The 21,169-nt window shown below is 64.2% G+C and carries 17 protein-coding genes; 5 read left to right on the top strand and 12 right to left on the bottom strand.

Going from position 1 to position 21,169, the window contains the following annotated elements; all coding sequences use genetic code 11:
• Positions 1-467: 467 nt before the first annotated feature.
• The 9 genes from KF886_09985 to KF886_10025 form a co-directional block, all read right to left on the bottom strand.
• Entirely contained in the window at positions 468-3,398 is a 2,931-nt protein-coding gene (locus KF886_09985; GenBank protein ID MBX3177679.1) for a hypothetical protein, read from the bottom strand.
• Complete coding sequence (locus KF886_09990) at positions 3,398-4,222, bottom strand: hypothetical protein (protein ID MBX3177680.1); 825 nt, start codon at positions 4,220-4,222, stop codon at positions 3,398-3,400. The genes KF886_09985 and KF886_09990 overlap by 1 nt, the downstream gene beginning before the upstream one ends.
• Positions 4,219-6,024, bottom strand: coding sequence for a cyclic nucleotide-binding domain-containing protein (locus KF886_09995; protein MBX3177681.1), 1,806 nt, complete (start codon positions 6,022-6,024; stop codon positions 4,219-4,221). The genes KF886_09990 and KF886_09995 overlap by 4 nt, the downstream gene beginning before the upstream one ends.
• A 22-nt stretch (positions 6,025-6,046) precedes the next feature.
• Positions 6,047-7,087, bottom strand: a complete 1,041-nt coding sequence (locus KF886_10000) for a cytochrome c family protein (GenBank protein ID MBX3177682.1) — start codon at positions 7,085-7,087, stop codon at positions 6,047-6,049.
• A gap of 39 nt (positions 7,088-7,126) precedes the next feature.
• Positions 7,127-8,425, bottom strand: coding sequence for a 2Fe-2S iron-sulfur cluster binding domain-containing protein (locus KF886_10005; GenBank protein MBX3177683.1), 1,299 nt, complete (start codon positions 8,423-8,425; stop codon positions 7,127-7,129).
• Positions 8,426-8,517: 92 nt separating this feature from the next.
• Positions 8,518-10,389 carry a hypothetical protein gene (locus KF886_10010; protein MBX3177684.1) on the bottom strand — a complete coding sequence of 624 codons (1,872 nt, stop codon included), beginning with the start codon at positions 10,387-10,389 and terminating at the stop codon, positions 8,518-8,520.
• Positions 10,390-10,477: 88 nt separating this feature from the next.
• Positions 10,478-12,367 carry a hypothetical protein gene (locus KF886_10015; protein ID MBX3177685.1) on the bottom strand — a complete coding sequence of 630 codons (1,890 nt, stop codon included), beginning with the start codon at positions 12,365-12,367 and terminating at the stop codon, positions 10,478-10,480.
• A 331-nt stretch (positions 12,368-12,698) separates the two neighbouring features.
• On the bottom strand, positions 12,699-12,962 hold the full coding sequence (locus KF886_10020; GenBank protein MBX3177686.1) for a hypothetical protein: 264 nt from the start codon (positions 12,960-12,962) through the stop codon (positions 12,699-12,701).
• Positions 12,963-13,060: 98 nt separating this feature from the next.
• Positions 13,061-13,744 (bottom strand): tetratricopeptide repeat protein, encoded by a 684-nt coding sequence (locus tag KF886_10025; protein ID MBX3177687.1) that lies wholly within the window; start codon positions 13,742-13,744, stop codon positions 13,061-13,063.
• 208 nt (positions 13,745-13,952) lie between these two features.
• Between KF886_10025 and KF886_10030 the strand changes: the two genes are divergently transcribed.
• From KF886_10030 to rlmB, 4 genes are all read left to right on the top strand, one after another.
• Positions 13,953-14,957 (top strand): serine/threonine protein kinase, encoded by a 1,005-nt coding sequence (locus KF886_10030; protein ID MBX3177688.1) that lies wholly within the window; start codon positions 13,953-13,955, stop codon positions 14,955-14,957.
• Between the two features lie 80 nt (positions 14,958-15,037).
• On the top strand, positions 15,038-15,382 hold the full coding sequence (locus KF886_10035) for a hypothetical protein (protein MBX3177689.1): 345 nt from the start codon (positions 15,038-15,040) through the stop codon (positions 15,380-15,382).
• A gap of 94 nt (positions 15,383-15,476) precedes the next feature.
• Positions 15,477-15,917, top strand: a complete 441-nt coding sequence (locus tag KF886_10040) for a hypothetical protein (protein MBX3177690.1) — start codon at positions 15,477-15,479, stop codon at positions 15,915-15,917.
• Positions 15,914-16,654 (top strand): 23S rRNA (guanosine(2251)-2'-O)-methyltransferase RlmB, encoded by a 741-nt coding sequence (gene rlmB / locus KF886_10045; protein ID MBX3177691.1) that lies wholly within the window; start codon positions 15,914-15,916, stop codon positions 16,652-16,654. The genes KF886_10040 and rlmB overlap by 4 nt, the downstream gene beginning before the upstream one ends.
• 5 nt (positions 16,655-16,659) lie before the next feature.
• Here rlmB and KF886_10050 read toward each other — a convergent pair whose 3' ends face one another.
• Genes KF886_10050 through KF886_10060 form a run of 3 tightly spaced genes read right to left on the bottom strand, consistent with a single transcriptional unit; the run spans position 16,660 to position 18,942 of the window.
• Entirely contained in the window at positions 16,660-17,556 is an 897-nt protein-coding gene (locus KF886_10050) for a hypothetical protein (protein ID MBX3177692.1), read from the bottom strand.
• A complete protein-coding gene (locus KF886_10055; GenBank protein MBX3177693.1) occupies positions 17,553-18,644 on the bottom strand; it encodes an AAA family ATPase in 1,092 nt (363 codons plus the stop codon). The genes KF886_10050 and KF886_10055 overlap by 4 nt, the downstream gene beginning before the upstream one ends.
• A gap of 58 nt (positions 18,645-18,702) precedes the next feature.
• On the bottom strand, positions 18,703-18,942 hold the full coding sequence (locus KF886_10060; GenBank protein ID MBX3177694.1) for a hypothetical protein: 240 nt from the start codon (positions 18,940-18,942) through the stop codon (positions 18,703-18,705).
• A gap of 199 nt (positions 18,943-19,141) precedes the next feature.
• Between KF886_10060 and KF886_10065 the strand changes: the two genes are divergently transcribed.
• Positions 19,142-20,833, top strand: coding sequence for a carbamoyltransferase (locus KF886_10065; GenBank protein MBX3177695.1), 1,692 nt, complete (start codon positions 19,142-19,144; stop codon positions 20,831-20,833).
• Positions 20,834-21,169 lie beyond the last annotated feature (336 nt).

The following is a 21,169-nucleotide window of genomic DNA, read 5'->3' on the forward strand; positions in this document are numbered from 1 at the left end:
GCCGCGTAAGCGCCCCAAACCACCCCCAAATCGCGGGTGCCGCCAGGGGGACTGGCTCCCGCGACAAAAACCACCCCAACCGCGAATGCGCCCCAAACCACCCCAAAATCGCGGGTGCCGCCAGGGGGACTGGCTCCCGCGACAAAAACCACCCCAGCCGCGTAGGCGCCCCAAACCACCCCAAAATCGCGGGTGCCTGTACCCGCAGAAAAACGCCCCCCGCGCCACGCGCACCCGCCCCCAGGGACTGCGGCGCCCCATCACCTCAGGTACAAGCAGCCCCCACGCGACCCAAAGCGAGCCCAACCAACCCACAACACCGCCAACCGGCGCGGCTGTCCCGTCGCCGACCAGCCAACCAGCGCCCCAGCCGCGCAAGCGCCCCAAACCACCCCAAAATCACGAACGCCTGTACCCGCCCCCTACTCCCCCTACTCCCCCTACTCCCCCTACTCCCCCTACTCCCCCTACTCCACCGCCTCTTCCTCCACCGTCTCTTCCTCCACCGTCTCTTCCTCCACCGTCTCTTCCTCCACCGTCTCTTCCACCCCCGCATCCTCCACCTCAGGCGCCGGAGCCGCGATCAATGCCGAGAGCGACGCTATCCCAGCCGTTCGATTGCTGTGATCCACGTGGTAGTTGTGGCAGATCAGGCAGCTGTCGCCCGCCTTCCCCGGCACATGGCACCGCGCGCAATCTTCCCGGGCTACCGGCTCGAAATTGCTGGTAAACGCAAACTCCCCGGACGTATGCCGCCAGTTGGAGAAGTTCACGCCAATTTCCAGGCCGCCTTTTTCGGCCTTGAAGCTGTCCAGATACGCCATGGCGGGCGCCGTCGGCGTATCAGGCGCCGCGGCGGTATCGCCCGCAGGCTCCTCAGGCGCCGGTTCCGGTTCCGCCCCGGACTCAACCGCGCCTTCCTCTTCCGCCGAGGCGGCCAGCGCCACGTGCAGCCGCGCGCGGCTGTCCTCGATCCACGGGGCGCGGTGGCACTGCGCGCAATCCATCAGTTTCAGGTGCGGCGTGTGGTTAAACTTGGTAAACTCGCGCTGTTCCGGGCGGCCCTTCCAGTTCACCAGCACCGCCTTCCCACCGCTCAAATCCCGCTCGGCGTCGACGGTGTGGCACTTCATGCACGCGCCCACCCCCAGGCCCTGCCGGCGTCCGCTGAGTTCGTCGAAGATCATCGCCGCCGCCCGGTTCGTCCCGTAACGCGCCGCCGCATAGTCCAGCCACGCCGTCAGGAACGGATCCGCATGGCCCGTGGGCCGGTAATAAAGGGAGGACGGCGTGCGCAGCGTCCAACGGCCGCCGGACAAGTCAATCGACGCCTCCATCCAATCCTTCACCGAAGACAGATCCCGGAGCCACGCGGAAAACGTCGCCACGGCGTCCGGATCGGATGGCTCGGCGTCGCTGGCGTCCCCTTCGGTGGAATCCGCCTCCGGTGCCGTTTCCTCCGCATCCGCCCCTTCCTCCGCCTCCGCCGATTCGTCGCCTCCGCCTGATCGGCCCGCGCCGGCGGCGCCATCGATCAGCGCGCGCCACGAATCGCCGCCAATCTCCTCGCCGCTCCCGGTATCCCGCCAATCCTCGCCATCCACCGCGATGTGTTTCTCGAACCAGTCCTTGAAGTCCCGGAAGGCGGCGAAGAACGCGGGCGCCGGGGCACCGGCGGCGTCCTCATCGAGCGCCGCAAATTCGGGCAGCCCGGACAACAGCACGTTCCAGGCGCCCGGGTCGGCGCGGTAGCCACTTTCAAGCGCCAGCCAACCGCCCATCTCGACGATGTCCTTACGCGCCGCCTCGTCCGCGATATCCGCGACGGTCGCGCCCGGCTTGGGGAAACCAAACATGGCGTCGAAGCGGCTCGCCTCCGGCATGTCACCTTCGACCTTCGCGAGCAACGCCCGCGCGGTCTCGCGCAACCCGCCGCTGTCGCGGTCCATGGCCCCGCCGTAGACCGTTTGAACGCCCGTGAACAGGCGCCCCGCGACCGCCGGATCCTCGTCGAATACAATCCCGCTCAGGTCGCCGTTGAACTCGTCGAGCAGGGCCAAATCCCGGCCGAACTGATCCATCGCGCCGGGATCGTCCGCATGGAGCGCGGAGAGGAGCAGCAGCATGAACGGGGAAACGGGCTTGTCCGCCGTGCGCGGGATCCCGGTCATGCCGGTCTCTTCCTCCACAATATCGTAGGCGTCGAACTCGATCGACGGAAACGCGAATACCGGAATCCAGGACGATCGCCCCGCGACGATGTTGCTGTTGTGGCACGCCGCGCACATCTCCTCGTAGGGCCGCAGGGACGTGACCGAGGCGCCGGGCGCTATGTCGTGGCAGGACCGGCAGTCCCCCGGCGCGTGCGCCCGGATTTCTTCGCGCTGGAAATAGTCGCGCTCGTGGGATGCGTGGTCGTAGATGATGCGCGTGCGGCGCCGGTACGGGTAGTCGTAGCCCTTCGCCGAGGCCACGGTGGAGAACTCCGGGTGGCCGCCGGCGAAATGGTCGAATTGCTTGACGTGGCACGTCTGGCATTGCTGGCTGTCGAGGAACTTCAGGTCAAATTCCGCGCCGTGATGCTCCCGGTGGCAGGCCGCGCAGGCCATCTCCCCGCCCGCGCCGGTCTTCACGCCGGGCGAAAGCGACGCCAGCGCGAGCGAAAGGGAACGGCGCGCTTTGAACGGCTCCGCCGACGCGTCCTCCGTGTGCGACGCCAGCCCATCCGGCGGAAGCGCGTGCGCGAACAGCGCCGTCTCCCCCAGGTCTTCCGTGTGGCATTCGAGACACTGCTGGCTCTGTGGCGCCCCGACGCCCCCACCGAACGCGGCCTGCACCAGGGTCGCCAGCCCGCCCTCGGCCTTGGCGTGGCAGATATGGCACCCCTCGGCGCCCGATTCCCGGGTTCTGGCGGACGCGTGCGATGCGGCGTGCTCCATTTCCTCCAGCGCGCCCATCGACGCGCCCTGGTGCGCCGCGGTAAGCGGGCCGGGCGAAAAGAGCTGGTCCCGCCAGGGGCTGCCGGCCACAAAAAGCACAACGCCGGCGAATGCGGCGCAAATAACGACGCTGACCCGCCCGCGCAACGCCCGAAGGCTGCGCCGCGGCGTGCAGTGAACCCTTCGGCAGCATACGCCCACGCCATTGACCACGTGCGGCCCGAAATCGGGCGACGCCTGCGTTGGGTCGTCGCACGGCCCGCCATACTGGTCCGGCCGCGTGCACACCCAGCGATCGCCGACGCGCGCGGGCGCGCACTCGAATCCGTGGTTGCACTTGCCGCCGCGCGTGGGCCCTTTCGGGCAGGGGCGCCCCTCGGCGGCGAGGCCACAGACCCAGTTTTCGTTGGGCCGGATGTAGGGCCGCTTGTAAATGTCCTTGTCGTGCGTGCCCGCCATTACAGGGCCCTCCCCGCGTAGGCGTGCGCGAGCCAGACGTGAACGATGGCGAGCACGAACAACCCGTTGGTCAGGGGGATATGCACGAAGAGCCACGTCTTCAGGGCCAGCTGCAGGGCATACTGGTAATCCAGGCGGTCCTTCTCGCGCACGTACTCGGCGATGCGCTGCAAAATGGCCTTTTCCTCGTCGTTCAGGTAGCGGTACTGGTCTTCGATTTCCGCGAGCATCCGGTTGAGCGGCGGGGCAATCTCAAACAGGTGCCGCAGCGTGTAGCGGGGACCCGTGAAGAAGTCGCGAAGGCGCGCGGTGTAGAAGTTGACAATGGTGCTCGACCGGGTCTCGGCGACCGATCCCTCGGCGAGCATCTCCACCGCGGTCCGGATCTTGCGCCGGTGTTCCGGCAGGCGCTCAAACACCACCTCCCCGCCCCGCGCGGTCAGGCGGCGCGGGAGAATGCGGGAGATGGCGAGGCCGGCGAAACCGCTGATGAGCACGATGAAGTAGAGGGCGGCCAGCGAACGCTCCAGGGCGCCGGTGGGGATCTCAAAGCCCGCATGAAAAAGATAGGGCACAATGGTGAACGCGCCGATATAGATGTGGGCCTGGAGCCAGAACCGGCTCGGCCCCAGCGGCGGCACGGGAAACTTCTTGCGCACATTGTACAGCGCCAGAAACACCATCACGCCGAGAAAGAACCACCCGGAAAGCATGCCCGGATTGCGGAGGGTCACGCGGTAACCGTCGAAGAAAATAAGAAAGACCGCAGCCGCCGCCAGCAATAGGGCGAGCGCCGTCAGTCGTCTGCGGGCGTAATACTTCACCGTTTCAAAAACCTGGCCAGTTCGTCCACGTTCTGCATGTTCACGCGTTGCAGGGCATCGTGGGGGCACGCCCGAACGCACGCCGGGCCGCCGGTATGGTCTACACAGAAATCACACTTCGTCGCCTTGTAGATCGGCGCGCCCGCCGCCTCGCCCGACGTCGCGATACGGAATTCGCCGCGCCGGTTCCGCACCGTGATCATGCGGATGGCGTCGTAGGGGCAATTGCTGAAGCACGTCGCGCAGCCGATGCAGGTGTCTTCGTTGATGACCACCTGCCCTTCGAGGCTCTCGCGGGAAATCGCGCCCGTGGGGCACCCGATCATACACACCGGGTCGGCGCAATGCATGCACGAATTGGCAACCATGATGTTGCCGTGGATCGGGCCATGGCGCACGAAACGCGGATTGTTGTCGTGCGCGGCGGCGCACCCGCGAACGCAGTCGTCGCACCGCGTGCAGCGATCCAAATTGATCAGCATGGTGCGCGTGCCGTTCAGCACCCGGTTCTCCGCCAGAAACTCGAAGAGTCCCGCGCCGATGTCGTCCCGGAGCGTGCTATCCACCTCGGTATTGCCCGTCCGGATATCCTTGCTGCGGTAGCGCGGGAAATTCGGCTGCTCCTTGAGGAGCACGGGCAGCACATACTTCTCCACGAGATGGGTCGGAATCGTCAGGATGTGGGCGTAGCCGATAGCGCGCAGGCTGTGCTGAAACGGGATCGGGTGGTTCGGGTGCTGCCAGTTGTAGAGCACCTCCTTGATCCCGAAGACCTGCCCGCTCGCCAGGTAGTTCAACGTGCGGTGCCCGTGTCCGTAGCGTTTGCTCTCGCGCGCGAAGCCCGCCCGAACCACATGCACGCCGTTGGGATAATCGCCCTCCTGGACGATAATCTCCTCCTGCTCGATGACGTGCGTCTTCTCTTCGGCGCTCAGCCCGATATACTCCGACGACCACTCGTCGTATTTGCCGTAGGTGGTGAACTGCACCTGGTCGAGGACATCATCCGGCAGGTTGTTAAAATGCGGGATCGCCTCCAGCGCGCCCTTGAGAGAGCGCTTGCGATACATATCGTCAATGTGCCGCGCGATGCCTTCATCCGCTTCCATAAGATCGCGCAGGCCCTGCCAGCGAATCTCCAGCAGGCGGGTCTCGGCGGACGCCACGATCGAGAGCTCCCGGGGCATGCGGTAGATGGCGCCGATCTCGCCAAAGAAGGCGCCGGGCCGCAACGGGGCCGTCTGGTACTGGGCCGGGTCAAGCACCGCGGCCAGCTCCTTCGCGTCCAGCACGACGCCCTGCTCGTCGAGGGATCTGGCCTTGGGGTTCGGCGCCCGGTACTCGGCGGGCGGCGGAAAAAGCATGTCGCGGACGCGCCGCCCGAAGGACCGCACCACCCCCACATGGACCCGTTCCCGGTGCCCGAGCAGGGCCGCGGGCAGGTCCGGCTGCAGCACCGCGCGAAGCTCGCCTTCGAGCACAAAAAAGGCGGAGTTCCCGTAGTCATCCTTGCGGACCGCGAACTCGCCGGGACGGTACCGCCGGATCCGCGCGTCATTCTTCAGGATGCCGTGAATGGAGACGGGCACGCCGAACGAGACGAACTGCGGTTTGCGGGCCTCTTCGAGGTCCGCGCAGATCGATCGGAACGGATCGTAGCGCAGCACGCCCACGATATCCGCATCGGACATTTCCCCGAAGGGGCGCGCCCATCGGGTAAGCCGCCGCTCCCCCGGAACGCCGGAGGGAGCGGCGGCTACGGCATCATCGAATGCGGATGTTGCGCTTTCGGACTTCAGCATGCGCGCATCACTATCCCGCGGATCACTTGTATACTTTGCCGCGGTATTCCGACGGGAGTTTCCCCGCGGCGGCGGTGATGGCGGAGCCGAAGCTGCCCTTGTCGGACTCGATGGTCTTGGCGACTCCGCGGATGGCGTTGGCGGCCTTCATGTACTCCGCTTCATTTCCCGTCGCCACCTTAACCTTGCCGCCGTCCATGGGAACCTGGCTCAGGACCTTGTCCATCCCGCCGAGGCCCTTGAGATCGTCGTAGGCCTTCTGGGCGCGCTCGCCCATCGCGGTGAGGTAGGTCCCCTCCTCGGTGGCCTTGGCCAGGCCGCGCAGCGCGAACTCGAGGTCCAGCGTCTTGCCGACCACGTAGAAGATCGCCTTGGTGTCCTTGCTGGTATCCTTGTTCTCGCCCTGTTCCTTGCGGAGCGCGGGATCGTCGTTCAGGAAATTGTGGCGGACTTCGCCGTGGCTCCACGCCACCAGCTCAAATTCGCTGCCGGCCGGGTGCAGCCCCTTGTTGACCAGGTCTTCGCGCGGAACGGTGTGGCACTGAAAGCAGTTCATCGCCAGCGTGTAGATGTCGTTGGTGAGGCGCATGCCCTCCGCCTCCGACTTCTTCAGGCGCTCCGCGCGGGTGGGAACGGCCTCGGCGTTCTGGTGGAGGTCCATCCAGCCCTTCGCGGGGCCGTGGCAGCGCTGGCAGGAGACGCCCATCACCGTGGACGCGCGGCCGCCGGGCTCCTTGGCCGACTGGGTATAGTGGCACTGCACGCACTCGTTGTTGCGCCGGATACTGCCGCTCATTCCGAGACGCTCCAGCACGGCCTGGGCCTCATCGCGCAGGTGCAGTTCGTCGTAGGTCTTCTTGTGGACCGACTCCGACCACGCGTTTACCGCGTTCTCGTGGCACTGCGCGCACTGCGCGGCTTCGTCCTCGACGATTTTCGACGGTTCGTAGGTCAACACATCGTCGTTGGCAAGCGCGGGCGCGGCGCAAAGGGCCGCGGCGGCGGCGGCGGCGATGGCGCCGCTCCGCAGCGTCAACTGGAACCTGTTCAGCATTGCTTTCATCACTCTGTACTCCCGTGTTTCACCCGAGCCCGACCCGGCTCAGGCATCCAGTTCGATTGCGGTTCTGGGCGTGGCGATACAGGGCAGGCAAAAGCCTTCCTGCAACCCGCTGAAGGCCGGCTGCACACCCGCGTACGCCACTTCCCCGCTCTTGAGCGCGGTCAGGCAGCATCCGCACTTGCCCTGGCCGCACGCGTACTTGATCTTCTTCTCTTTGTACTTCGCCGACTTCGCCGCCGCGCGTATGCTCTTCTCGCCCTTCCACGTGATGGACTTCCCGCTGGCGCCGTACGTAATGCTCAGCGCCTGGCCCGCTGCCGCGGCGGCGGGCGCCGGCCCGGTGGGTTCGCTGAAGGCCTCCCAGTGGATCTTGTCTTTGGGCGCCCCCCACGCCATCAGATCGCGCTCCAGGCCGACCATCATCGGCTCCGGCCCGCAAATGTAGTACGCGTAGTTGTTCCCGGGAAGAACTTGCTTCAACAGCCCCGCATCCGCGCGCCCCTTGCGGTAAACGATACCGCTTTCCATAACCGCGCCGTCTTCCACCCCGGCGGGCATCCCGGCGCTGAAGCATATCGTGACGCGCGCGTTCTGAAGGTGGCTTGCCGCGTATTCAAAGTTGGGCAGCATGACGAGGTCGTCCGGATTCCGGACGCCGAAAAAAATCCAGACCTCGCGGTTGCTCTTGCGATCGATCAAAGTGTTGCACATCGACAGGATCGGGGTGACGCCCACGCCGCCCGCCACAAGCACCACCGGCGACTCGTGATCGGGATCAAGATAGAAATCGCCACTGGGCGCCTGCACGTCGATCAGGTCGCCTTCCTTCACCTGATCGTGCAGGAAACTGGAAACCAGGCCCGGGGGAACATCGGGCTGATCGGGCGGGGCCGGCACCTTGCGAACGCTGATCCGGTAGTAGCGCGGATTCGGGCTGTCCGACAGGGAGTAGCAGCGGGTCTCTTCGACAGTCTCGCCGGGGCTCTCGGGATCCGGGATATTGAAGCGGAACATAAGAAACTGGCCCGGCTTGAATTCCGGCAGTTTCTTCCGGTCGTGCGGGTAGAAGTAGAACGAGCAGATATCCCCCGCCTTGTTCTCAATGACCTTCTTCCGGACTTCGAACTTGCGCCATCCCGTCCAGGAGAGCTTGCTGGTCTCGGCGCGGCCGAGCTGGGTCTCGGCGCGCTTTACGCGAAGCTGCCATTCCCGGAGCTCCAGAGCGCGCTGAACCTGCTGGGCGCGGGCGCGCTGGACCGTGCCATACACGAGCACGGGCACCTGCAACAGCAACCCCGCAAAGACCAGGAGGCCCAATGCCAGTGCGACCAGTTCCAACCGTATTCTCCCTTCCGTGGTTTATGTGCGCGGCTTCCATTCCAGCCGCCCACATTCGCAACGCCCCCTCCCGCCCGGCGCGGGATTGAACCTTAGAACTGTACGACAAATTCGGTTCGGATGCCGCGCTTGTCGTCCAGCGATTCGCGCGACACGTAGTAGGCGTCAACGCGCCAAACATAGCGGTTGCCGATCGCCTGCTGGTAGCGGGCGAGCGCGCCAAAGCGGCCGCGGTTGTCGGACCCGTCGAAGTCATCGCGCCCGCCAACTTCGAGCAGCAGCTGCTTTCTGGTCTCGTCAAAAAACTTCTGGTAGCCGATCGCGCCGCCGAAGCTGTCGTGGTCGGTGGTGTTTTCAATGGGGGCGCCCACGAAGCCGATGCCCGGCGAGGCGAAGAGCACGCCGACCGGCCCGAGGGGCCCGCCCAGGGCGGGATCGCGCGCGACGGACTGGTAGCGGTCGTTCGCAACGAACAAATTGGCGTAAACGAGGTCGTAGGAATAGGGGAGCGTGTAGGACGATTGGGCCAGGAAGAGGCTGCCCGAAGTCGAATGGATGGTGTCCTCGCCGCTGGTCCGTTCGGAATGGTTGAAGCGAAACGCGGTGCTGACGTGCCCGATGCGCTGCACGAAGCTGAGCCCCACGTTGAAGAGATCGCCGCCTTCAAGCTGGATCGAGCGATTGTTCAGCCGGACCCGCGTCACACTGTCGTTGACGTAGGCCAGATCGAAATCCATGGTCGTCTTGGAGAAGTCGGTGCTGGTGAACAGGCCGAACAGGTGCGCGCTCTGGCGGCGGCGGTTGTTCGGGCCGACGCCGCGGTGCAGCTCGTCCCAGGCCCAGAGCGCCGTGATGCGCGTGTTGTTCGCGTTGCCGAGATGCAGGTTGTTCCGCGTCAGGCCGATCGCGTCCACCCGGTCGTTGATCATGATGCCGGTCTGGAAGGATATGGGCTGCCGCCCGATGGCGAATCCGATGTCCATCGCGCCGGTGTCGTGCGGGTCGAGGTTGGGGAAAATCTCGCCGAAATCGCCCTCGATGAAGAAGCTGTCAATATCCAGGTCGCCGCGGAGATACCAATCTTCCTTGTTGGTCAGGTTGGGCGTTTGCCAGCGGTAGCCGTTGAAGTTGCCGCTGTGATCAAACGGGCGGAAGGAAAGGACGATACGCTCGGTGGGCGTGAGGGCCAGGTTGAAGAACATATCGAGCCGGGTTACCAGCTCCTCCACGGTGGCCTCCCCGCGATCGATCGGCGGGCCGGCCACATCCGTGATGGGCGGCAGCCGGTTGCCCGTCTGCTCGTACTGCCACGCGGTCCGCAGCGTGCCGTAGACGAACAGGGAGGGCTGCCAGACGGCGCCGGTGGGAATCTTGATGCCGGGCTGGATATTGCCGTGGTTCAGGAATTCGTCGCCGAAGAGGTGGAGCGTCTTCGGGCGCGCCGGGAAGGGGCGCACCTGGCTTGTGAGGATCTCCTCCGGAAAGGTGACCCGGAGCAACTCGCGGTTGCGCGCGGTCGCCTCCACCGGGCCGAACCCTTCCAGCCCCGACTCGAGATCCGCCTTCAAATCGGCGGGAATATCGACGCCGGCCCAGACTTCGCTGTCGTAGAGACCGCGGAAGCGGATCACCGCATTGAGCCCGTTGATCATATCGTAGGTGACGTTTCGTTCGAGCGCGGTGGTGGCGTCGACGCCGCGCAGATCCTCGCGCAGCGCGGGGCTCAGGTACGTCCAGATCCGTCCGGCGGGCGTCTCGGGGCTGTCGGCCCCGGCCTGAAGCTTCTGGAGCAGCCGTTCGAAGCTGACGATATCTTCCACGGCAAACTGGGCGTAGGCCTCGGTTTGCAGCGGGATCGGCTTGCGCGTGAGTTTGCTTTCCTTGTCCGCGTGCGCCGTGCCGGCGGCCGCCAGAAGGACGGCCGCGGCCACCCAGGCGCTTGCAAGTGCGTTTCCTGCTTTCATGGACTCCCTCCGCTCGGGGTATGTTGGCGGCCCCATCCCAGGCCGGCGTTGATGTTGTCCGCGTTCGCGAGTTTCGCGGGCGCGGGCGTTATTCGACCGTGATCTGGAACTGCAACTCATCGAGCACGCTATGGCCTCCCGCCGTGCCGAACACGTAGCGGAGATCCTCCTCGCGGCCCTGATCCATCAAATCCTCGACGTACTTCCGGCTGTGCCGGTTGCCATCGCGGTCAACGACATCGCCGACGCCGAAGCGAACGCCGAGCGCGACTTCGTAGGCGCTCATGCCGTAGTCGAAGCCCACATCCTTGATCTCGTTGACGAGATTGATCGGCACCATGCCCGTAATCAAGCGCACGTCGACATTGTAGGTTCCGGGCCCGGTCAGTTTCTTGCGGCCCACCTTGTAGGTCGGCCACTTGCTGTCGAGCGGATTGATGATCCTGCGGTGGATGCGGGCCGGCCCCGGGCGCCCGGTCAGCGTGGCCGCGTTCGGCGACGGGCGCAGGAACGGCAGCGGGCTCGGCGAGAAGTTAATCGCGAGGACCTGCTCCCGCTCGCCGCCGCGCTCGTTCACCGTGAGGAACTGGGACTGCAGCGAGAACAGGTACGGGTCGCGGGGCAGCTCCCGGTTGTGCACGTACAGCGAGTGCAGGTCGCGCACGTCAAAGTTCGGATCGAGATCGCCGGAGATAAACACCCGCTCTCCCGCCCCGTCGGTAACCTCGACCTCGAGATACACCACGCGCTCGGCGATGAAACCGGTCGGGACGCTGTGGCCGTCCATCAGGTTCTTCACCTCGATGTCGAATTCGATGCCCGACTTGGCCGAAGCCTTCTTGAGCTTGTATTCCCCGATGCCATAGCCCGCCCGCAGCACCTTCAGGCGCTCTTCGTGGTATTCCTCGAGCAGCTCGAACTGATCGTCCAGGAAGTCCCGCGCCGCATACCGCTCGTCGATATTCTCCCAGCGCGGCGGGAACAGCGTGCCCTTGCCCTCCGCGGCGCGCGCGGGCTCGTCCTCCTCCTCGAACTGTTCGGTACCCCAACCCGCGCCGTAATCAAAGGTAAGCCACTCGCGCATCGTGGCGAACTGGGCCATTTCGTCGTTGTGCGGGTAAAGTCCCGGGTGGATCACCGAGTGATCCGGGCCCGCCATGCGGTGGTTGGTCTTCTTGCGCGGCTCGCCGACATAGTTGGCGCCGATCTTCGCGATCTGCATGATCTCGTAGTTCGTTTCCTTGTCGCCCAGGAAGACGCCCGGCTCCTTGCCCATGTGGCAATCCTGGCACGTCACGCCATTGCGCGCGGCCGGGCTCTGCTTGAAATCGCTGAACGCTTCTTCGAGCCGGAATCCGTTGAGCAGGTTTACGTCGTGGCAGGCGCCGCAAAACGCCGAATCCACGATCTGATAGAAGGGCTCGGTTGTCGCGTGCACCTTGCCCTCGCCGAATTTATCGTCGATTTCCTGGCCGAACTTCTCGTGGAATTCCGGGTCGCCCGTCGGCCCGTAGATCGCCTGGATCAGCGGTCCGTCGTCAAGCGCGAAGCGGCCGCTGATCTTGCCGAAGGGCTTCGTCACGCGGTGGCACGCCACGCAGGTAATCCCCTCGCGCGAGGCGGGCGTGCGATCAATATTGCTCATGAAAATATCTTCTTCTATATTCATGCCGATCGGGGTATGGCAGCGAATACAGAAGTCGCCATTGGTGCCGTTGGTGAGCTTGAGGATCTTCGCGTGCATCGCGTTGAAGACCGGGCTCAACTGCGCGTAGGCGTGGGGCGAAACGGCCCACTCCCGGTAGTGGTCCGGGTGGCACTGCTTGCACTCGCTCGCCGACGGGTAGTACGGCTTTCCGTCGCCCTTGTCGTAGATGGCCTCGTGCACGTTTCGCCCGTCCGCGCCCGCCTCGTACGGGGCCGCGTCCTGGGCCGGGGCCGACAGCGCCCACACGGCGCACCATCCGAATGCCAACATCCGGGACATCCGCCCAGGGCGCCGTCCCCACAGATCCGTCATCACGCCACTTCTCATCACGACATCCTCCTCAGACCACGTTGCCGGGCCGGCCGCCGCGGAAAGCCACGATCAACCGTGCGCCGAGTTCCGTTTCGGCGCCAGACAGCATGGTTACACTGCAACACCCTTCGGGCAGGACACCCTGCCCGCACCTGCGCTTTTTCGGGCCGCTTCCGGAAGCACGACTTTCCTGGAGAGCGCCAATCCCTCGCCGCCGACCGCTGCCCGATACGGCGCTACTTCGCCCGGCGCGGCGTCCCCGCAGGGCAGCCGCGCCGGACGCCAAACCTCAAGATGGAAAGTTAATGAGGTTCCGAATAAACGTCAGAACCGCATTAAGCGAGTTCGCCACATCGCCAATGAAATCGATCACGATCCGGATGAAATCGAAATCGCTGAAGGCAAGTTTCGGGTGACGTTTCGAAGTAGACACAATGCTGGACATACTCTTCCTCCGCTGCAGTAAGAACTGGTTGATTTCCGATCCCTGAAAATGTGGCTCACTTGTACGGGCGCGCCGTTTCCCACCACGGCGACCCGGAATTTGCTGCATCTAGCGCCGGGTATCCTCTTACAACGGCGCTGCTCGCTAGTGCTTCGCTCACCACTGAGAAAAGGATAAACTATTTACAGAAAACTTGCAAGCATTTTTTAGCGCGAGATCGCCAGCCAGTAGAAGACCGCCCCGCAAAGCGCCGCCACCGCCAGAAAACTGAGAAAGAACACCAGCCCCGCGCGGGAGCGAACCCGGACCGGGGCCTCCTCCGGCGCCATCGCGGCGTCCGCGTTCCCGAAGGCGCCGTGGCAGCGCGTACAACGCTTGCTGAAGACATCGTTCCCCTCGCCGCAATGCGGGCAGATGATGATGGTGTCGTTACCGTGGTCGGACATTTCCCCGGCCATGGTCGCGCCCGCCATCGTGGACGCCATGGTCCCCACAGCCATACCCAGCCGCTCGAGCGCCTCCTCCGCGCTCTTTGAAGAAGGCTTCTTTTCGAGCACGCGGCTCCAGGCGTCAATCGCCTTCTCGGTGCGGCCCGCGCCCTCGTGCACCTTGGCGAGCTGCTCGAGCAAGGTGACATCGTCCGGGGACTCGCCGATAGCCTTCACGAGGATCGCCTCCGACTCGGCGTACTTGCCCAACCGGTAATACGTCGCGGCGAGGTACCGCTGCACGGGAACCTGATCCGGCCACGCCTCCTGAAGGACGAGCAGTTCGGCCAGGGCGGACCGGTAGTCCCAGGCGTTATAAAGCTTCTTGGCCAGACGCCACCGCTGCTTGTGGTCGTCCGGGTGCGTTTCCAGGTATGCGCGGATCTCGTCAATGTCGGCCATGGTCGTCCCAGGTTCCTCTCACATTGGACGCCACGGCCCTGCACCGCGTGGCTATCCCACCCTTAGCATTATAGGAGCGGCGCGCGGGCGGTTCAAACGCGCCGCGTTGCGGGCCGGGAGCGGAAGGTGTACTATGCGCGCAGGGGCTTCGCGGGGCGCTACCCGGCGCAATGCGCCCCGGGGCCCGGGCTTGACATGTGGAGCAAGGATGGTGCAGCGCAGCGACGAGGAAATGGACGCCCCCAACACGGAGGCGCCATCCGGCGCGCCGGATTCGGATGACTTCGACAGCGAATTCGGCGCGTTCAACGACGCGGAGATCCTGCGGCGGCTCCGGGCGGCAAGCCCCCCGTCCAGGGTGGTATTGACGCCGGATCAGCGTTCGGTCGATCTCCGGCCGGGAAGCCTGATCAATCGCCGGTTCAAGGTGCTCAAGCAGCTGGGTTTCGGCGGGATGGGCGCGGTGTACCTGGTGCGGGACATGCACCTGCACGAGCTGCGCGCACTCAAGGTGCTGCTCCCGCGCCTGCTCTCCAATCCCGAGGCGCAGCGCCGCTTTCTGATCGAGACCAAGATCTGCCAGAAGCTCTCGCACGAGCACATCGTCCGGGTGCATGATCTGGGCGTCGACTTCGAGACGGGCATGCAGTTCTTCACGATGGCGCTGGCGGACGGGGAGACCCTGTTTCAGTACCTCAAGCGCCAGGGGGGCCAGCTGCCGCTGGCGGAGGTGATCGGGCTGATGAAGCAGCTTTGCCAGGCCCTCGCCTACGCGCACCGGCACACCATACACCGCGATCTCAAGCCGCAGAACATCATGCGCGGCCCGGACGGGCGGATCACGATTCTGGACTTCGGCCTGGCGAAACTGATCGACCCGAACAATCCGGCGCTGTCCCGCATGGCGGTGGGCACCGCGCACTACCAGGCCCCGGAGCAGCGATCGGATCCGCAGGGCATCGACCGGCGCGCGGATCTGTACGCGGCCGGAATCATCCTGTACCAGTTGCTTACCGGCCAGATTCCGGCGGGCCAGTACATGCCGGCGTCGCGCGTGGCGCGGGGCGTCCCGAGGTCCGTGGACGCAATCGTCCGGCGCTGCCTGAAACCTCGGGAAGAGCGCTACGCCAGCGCGGAGGAGCTGCTGGCGGATCTGGAGTCGGTTCGCCCGCCCGGATTACGGGATTGGCTTCTCCGGATCGCCGGCCGGTAGCAAATCGAGAGTGCTATGCAATGGGCCGGGCGATCTGGTACAGTACGGGCGCGCCCGAGGGCCCGGGAGAGGAACGAACCATGCTCGATGCGACGCGAGGCGACTGCGTCTTCCACCCGAATAAACCGGCGGTGAACCGGTGCAAACTGTGCGGGGCGCTGACCTGCCACAACTGCACGGTAACGGGCCCGACGGGCAGGTTCTGCTCGGAGACGTGCCGGGACAAGTCACAGGCGTTCTCGAATGTGGCCGCGGCGACAACATCGCGCGCCCCCTCGCTGGCGTTTGTGCGGCTTCGAAAGCTGGTGGGCCGGCTTATCGTGCTGTCCGCGCTGCTGCTCGCCGCCGGTGTCGTGGGGACGGTGTTCTATATTCCAGTCATAAGCGAATTGGCGGCCTGGGCGCGGCATATCGCCGGCTTCTGAGGCGCGGTTCGCGCATACGTCGAAAGCGGCCGGTGGAGCCGCGGGAAGGCGCGCCTCCGCCCGGGCGCGTTCGGGAAAACAAAGGAGCGCAATCATGGATTTGAGCGGACTGAAGTGGCCCCTGATCATCGTTGCGATCGTGGGGATTGGCTGGCTCGGAACGAGCGGCGGCATCCAGTGGATGTACGGCAATTTCACGAAGGCGGCCCCCGGCGTGGACGTGAACCAGGACATCCGGGACGAGGCGGGGCTGACGAAGCTCGCGGGCTACACGTACTTCCTCTGGAAATGGAAAGAGACCATCGCGATTATCGAGACATCCATGGAGCGGTACGGCGATGGCGCGCCGAACTACTGGTACAACATGGAGCGGCTGAGCAACTGCTACGATCGCATCGGCAACTATAAAATGAGCCTGGAAATCCTGGAGCTGCTCATGCGCGCCCGGGCCTGGGAAGTCGACCCGCGCGTGCCCAACCGCGAGCAGTTAAACCTGCGCGCGAACACCCTCAAAGAAATGCACGAACTGCGTTGAAACACCACCCGCAATCCGACACCGTTTTCGGGCGCATCCCCGTTCTGGAATGCCTCCGAGCCCGGCGCCGCAAGGCGCACGCACTGTACCTGCTCGACTCCGGTCGCGACCTCGGCGAAATCCGCCATGCCGCGCGCGGCGTTCCCGTGCACGAGGTTCCCCGCCCGGAACTGGACCGGCTCGCGGGCGGCGGAACGCATCAGGGGGCGGTGCTGCTGGCGGGCCCCCTCCCCGTCCACCCGCTGAACGAATGGCTCAACCGCCCGCTGGCGGAGGACGCGTTCATCGTCATACTCGACTGCATCGAGGATCCCCACAACTTCGGCGCAATCGTCCGGTCCGCGGCCGCCTGCGGGGCCGCCGCGGTGCTGTTTGGCAAGGACCGAACCGCCCCGCTGAGCCCGGCCGCCCACAAGAGCGCGGCTGGCGCGATGGAGCATATCGATCTCATCCAGGCGCCCAATATCGCGCGGGCGGCGGACCAACTCAAGAAGCACGGCTTCTGGCTCGCCGCGCTGATGCCCGACAGCCCGCAGAACCTGTGGGACGCCGATCTGCGCGGGCGTATCGCGATCGTCGTGGGCAACGAGGGGAAGGGCGTGCGGCCCCTGGTGGAAAAACAGTGCGACCTGCGGCTGCGCATCCCCCTCTCCGGCCCCATCACCAGCCTGAACGCGTCGGTGAGCGCGGCGATCGCGCTGGCGGAATGCGTGCGCCAACGGCACGCGGGTCGGTAGGCGGGCTACCGCGCGCCGCGGACGCGGTTCGCAATCAACTCGTTCAGTTCCTGAAAATCCGGCGGCTGAGTCGACTTGTCCTGGCGCAACAGGTCCTTGACTACCTCGTTGATTTTGTCCCATCCCTGCAACGCCTGACCCGATTTCGTCCTGACCTCGAAGAAATTCGAATTCACCAGTTGCGCCAGGAGCTTCTTCCCCCGCAGCATCGCTATCCAGCCGCCCTGGCGCAATTCAAGCCGCTTCGCTCCCCCGGTCATTTTACAGACCGCCTCCTCGAAACGGCGTTCCAATTCCGCCGCGGATACGGATGATTCGATATCCGAACCTCGCTTCGCGAACTCGGGGCGCGCCTTCAGTCTTTCGAGCGCACTGTCGTAGGAGTCAAAGCCGCCGGGAGATTTGAACGTGGTTATCCAATTGCGCTTCTGGCTTTCGCGAACCGCCGTAATGACCCAATTCGCGGCGTCGAAGTACAAGCGGGCCTGCGCGAATTCGAGAAGCGCAGACTCCATATCGGGCGCGGTGGCCTTGCAGTATTCCGAACGAGCCAGATATTGGGGATCCAGAAAGTAATTCTCGATTTCCCGGCGCCTCCAAATCAACAGATTGTGGGTATTCGCGTCGGGAAAGTTGACCCAGCTCGTTTCCACCTCTTCATCGGTATGGTGTGGATCCCGATCGATCAGGAAGTAGTAGTCGGGATGGTGGGGATGAAGCGCCTCGGCGACACTCTTGACATAGTAGGACGGCCCAAGCGGCTTGATGGTGATGGGCGAGTCGAGGAGCGCACTGAGCGCCCTCACGTCGAAGGAGTCCCCCGGGGCGCCCTCCACAAACAACACATGCCGTGCCGCCTGAAGCACATTCTCGGGCGCGCCCCCCTTAACGGCCCGAATCACCCGACCGCCTCGGGGGTGGCGCTGAGGAGAATGCGACGATCCGCATCCACGGAGTCCATGACGAACTCCGAATGCGTGGCCATGATGTACTGGTTCCTTGGCGCGATGGAGAACAGGGTCTTCACAAAGCTCCGGTGCCACTGCGCATTGAGATGCAGCTCCGGCTCGTCAATGAGCACCACAAGCGGAGAGTTGCGCGTGTGATACCAGATTAGAAACAGTGTGGATATGATCTCTTTTTGGCCTGAACTCAGCCCATCGAAGATATAGGGTGGACCGCCATCGATCGGATCCACCCGAAATTCTACTGTATTGTCCGGTGATGGACGGAGTCTGCTGATCGTACCTCCTGCGTACGTCGCCATAAGCGAGTTCAGTTTGTCTATACTATCGTCTTGCGTGGCCTGATAGTCCGCCTCTCTCTCAAACAACTCAGCTCGTCGCATCATTGATCTCAATATTTGGATTTTCAAAGCACTCGTAGAGAACTCATCCGGAGAAGCCAGTTGACGACTTCGGTGTCCCGCGCCATCTGCTATAAGGCCCAACGCTGGATTTCCCTCGTGGACTTTACGATAACTATTGAAGGATATGAATGCGCTTTCCAAGAGCGGGTCTGGATATAAGCCCCAGATCGCCCGCAATGAATCCTCGAAATATCTTGAATGTGTCCATGCGAGCTTACCATCCAGGATTTCTCTGCGTTTTGAATGATTGACAATGCGCAGACTACCGTACGGGTGAATCTGGATCGCAACATACGCCGCTTCCCCGGCAATCGTCAGTTTTCCCTTGATTTCCGCGAACTCTGTCCCCGCGCGTATGACGACGGCTGGCATAAACGCAGTGGAATACCAGGGGTCTGCGAGTTCCAATTCACTCTCGCCTGTTGTCGCCGCTATAAGCAGCAATCCGCAGCATTCCAGGACGGAAGTCTTCCCCAGGCCGTTTTCGCTGCCGAGAACGAACACATCGGGATCCCCCGGCATCCTGGGCTCGGGGAATTCCAGCTCCAGGTGCTCAATCCCCTTGTAATTCCGGATGGTGAGGCGTTGTATCCTCAGGGCCGGACCGTTTGTATGGGTCATTTTGGCCTCCATCTCTCCAGGTGGGACAACAACCACCCACCGCCCAGCAATCCGGCCCTCAGTCCATCACGGGCGGGGTGTTCAGGTCTCGCTCGCGCAGGCGCTTGGCGTAGTAGGTGACGATCCGGCGGAGGAGTTCGTCGCGCTTGATGCCTTCGACTTCGGCTTTCCAGCGGAGGAATGCGGCGACGGACCGGGGCAGGGTGACGGTCATTTTGACCATGTCGGAGGGGTTGGTATCTCCGAGGTGCTGGTCTTTTTTCTTCCGCTGGCGGGCGCTCTCTTCACTGTCGGGCATGGTAACCTCCACAACTTTACTTCCCTTACGGAAGGACGTTTCTTTTTCTTATATCATACACAGTTGTAAGGACAAATCCAACGATTAAGGTAAAGACACGTAATTCTGTTAAAACCGGGAAAGTGATTTCCCATGAACCACGCCGCGCACGTATACTACCGGCCTTCGGCGCGCAACCCCCACCGACAGGAGCGACAGCGTGAATATTCTCGGCATCGGCGGCTACTCCCATGATTCGGCCGCGGCGCTGGTATGCGATGGCCAGCTGGCCGCGGCGGTGGCGGAGGAGCGCCTGAGCCGGGCAAAGCACCAGGGTGGCCTGCCGCGCCGGGCGGTAGAATGGTGCCTGGCGCAGGCGGGGCTGACGCTGGCGGAGGTGGATCATATTGGCGGCTACATGCGGCCGGGGCTGCGGCTGGTTCGGCGCATCCCGTACCGGCTGGGCACGGCGTGGCGCCACCCGCTGTACGCGGCGGCCTACACCGGCTACGAGATTATCCACAACGCGCAGTATGTGATGGACTTGCGAAGCCTGTGCGGCCCGTCCACCCGGCTGCATTACCTGGAACACCACCCCGCGCACGCCGCCAGCGCGTTCCTGTGCAGCCCGTTTGACGAGGCGGCGCTGCTCTCGATCGACTATGTGGGCGAGTGGGCGGCGACATGGCGCGGCGTGGGCCGGGGCGCGACGATTACCCGAATCCAGCAGACGAATTACCCGAATTCGCTGGGGGTCTTCTACTCGGCGCTGACGGACTACCTCGGTTTTCAACGGGCCAGCGACGAGTACAAGGTGATGGGATTGGCGTCGTATGGGGAACCGGAATACTACGACGCATTAAGCAAAGTGCTCCGTCCCGGCGAGGACGGCGCCTACCGGATCGACCACCGGTACACCGCGTGGCAATACCTTCCGGGATCGCGGCGGGGCTATTTCAGCGAGCGGTTTCTCCGAGAATTCGGCCCGCGCCGCGCGCCCGGGGCGCCGCTGGACGACCGCCACCGGAACCTGGCCGCCTCGGCGCAGCGCCTGCTGGAAGACATCGTGCTGGGCCTGGCGCGGCGGCTGCACCGGGAAACGGGGTCGGCCAACCTCTGCCTGGCGGGCGGGGTGGCGCTGAACTGCGCGATGAACGGGCGTCTCCAGCGGGAAGGGCCCTTCGAGCGGATCTGGGTGCAGCCGGCGGCCGGGGACGACGGAATCGCGATTGGGGCGGCGCTGCAACTGCACCACCGGCTGACGGGCGCGGGCCGCGCATTCCGGATGGAGCATGCGGCCTGGGGTCCGGACGCGGACGCGGGCGAGATCGAGCACTGCCTGCACATCACGAAGACGCCGCACCGCCGGTCGGACGATATCGCGGCGGACACGGCCCGCCTGCTGGCGGAGGGGCTTATGGTTGGGTGGTATCAGGGCCGCATGGAGTTTGGCCCGCGCGCGCTGGGGAACCGCAGCATCCTGGCGGACCCGACCCGGGCCGACATGAAGGATCTGCTGAACACGCACGTGAAGTTCCGCGAGGAGTTCCGGCCCTTCGCGCCGAGCGTGCTGGCGGAGCGGGCCGGTGAGTTCTTCGAGGGGTGCGCCGAGGCGCCCTTTATGCAGTTTGTGTATCCGGTGCGCCCCGAGAAGCGCGCGCTGTTGCCCGCGATTACCCATGTGGACGGGACGGCGCGGGTACAGACGGTGACTGAGGCCGCGAACCCCCGCTTTTACCGGCTGATTAAGGCCTTCGAAGCAATCCGGGGCGTTCCGGTCGTGCTGAACACGAGCTTCAACGTGATGGGCGAACCGATCGTGCACACACCCTTCGATGCCTTGAAATGCTTCCATGGCACGGGGCTGGACGCACTGGCGATGGGCGATTATCTCGTGATCAAGAATCCGTAATGGCGGAACGCGTCCCGGATCCGATAGGCTGTCCAAAGTTTTGAGTGTAGTTTTCATATTACGGATGCGTTACAAGCGCTTTGAAGCGGGCCTTCAGCCCTTCAACGCTTTCGATTCCTTTTTCCTGGGCCGATGGCCCAGGCTGGAATAAAACGGGCCTTTGGCCCTCAATACAATATCCTCAGCGCCGAAGGCGCGGATCATAGCAGCCTGGGCCACAGGCCCAGGTAAACGGACCAGTATTTCGGCCAGGGCTGAAAGCCCGTATCATGGCAGGCTTTCGGCGAACTGAAAGAATCGAGACTTTCGTTGCTTCGCCATAGTCTGGACGCGGTA

Source organism: Candidatus Hydrogenedentota bacterium (assembly GCA_019637335.1).
Lineage (GTDB): Bacteria > Hydrogenedentota > Hydrogenedentia > Hydrogenedentales > JAEUWI01 > JAEUWI01.

Coding starts and splice junctions, on each gene's coding strand:
- KF886_09985 (MBX3177679.1), bottom strand. CDS start 3,398: ATGGCGGGCACGCACGACAAGGACATTTACAAGCGGCCCTACATCCGG.
- KF886_09995 (MBX3177681.1), bottom strand. CDS start 6,024: ATGCTGAAGTCCGAAAGCGCAACATCCGCATTCGATGATGCCGTAGCC.
- KF886_10000 (MBX3177682.1), bottom strand. CDS start 7,087: ATGAAAGCAATGCTGAACAGGTTCCAGTTGACGCTGCGGAGCGGCGCC.
- KF886_10010 (MBX3177684.1), bottom strand. CDS start 10,389: ATGAAAGCAGGAAACGCACTTGCAAGCGCCTGGGTGGCCGCGGCCGTC.
- KF886_10015 (MBX3177685.1), bottom strand. CDS start 12,367: ATGTTGGCATTCGGATGGTGCGCCGTGTGGGCGCTGTCGGCCCCGGCC.
- KF886_10020 (MBX3177686.1), bottom strand. CDS start 12,962: ATGCAGCAAATTCCGGGTCGCCGTGGTGGGAAACGGCGCGCCCGTACA.
- KF886_10025 (MBX3177687.1), bottom strand. CDS start 13,744: ATGGCCGACATTGACGAGATCCGCGCATACCTGGAAACGCACCCGGAC.
- KF886_10030 (MBX3177688.1), top strand. CDS start 13,953: ATGGTGCAGCGCAGCGACGAGGAAATGGACGCCCCCAACACGGAGGCG.
- KF886_10035 (MBX3177689.1), top strand. CDS start 15,038: ATGCTCGATGCGACGCGAGGCGACTGCGTCTTCCACCCGAATAAACCG.
- KF886_10040 (MBX3177690.1), top strand. CDS start 15,477: ATGGATTTGAGCGGACTGAAGTGGCCCCTGATCATCGTTGCGATCGTG.
- KF886_10055 (MBX3177693.1), bottom strand. CDS start 18,644: ATGACCCATACAAACGGTCCGGCCCTGAGGATACAACGCCTCACCATC.
- KF886_10060 (MBX3177694.1), bottom strand. CDS start 18,942: ATGCCCGACAGTGAAGAGAGCGCCCGCCAGCGGAAGAAAAAAGACCAG.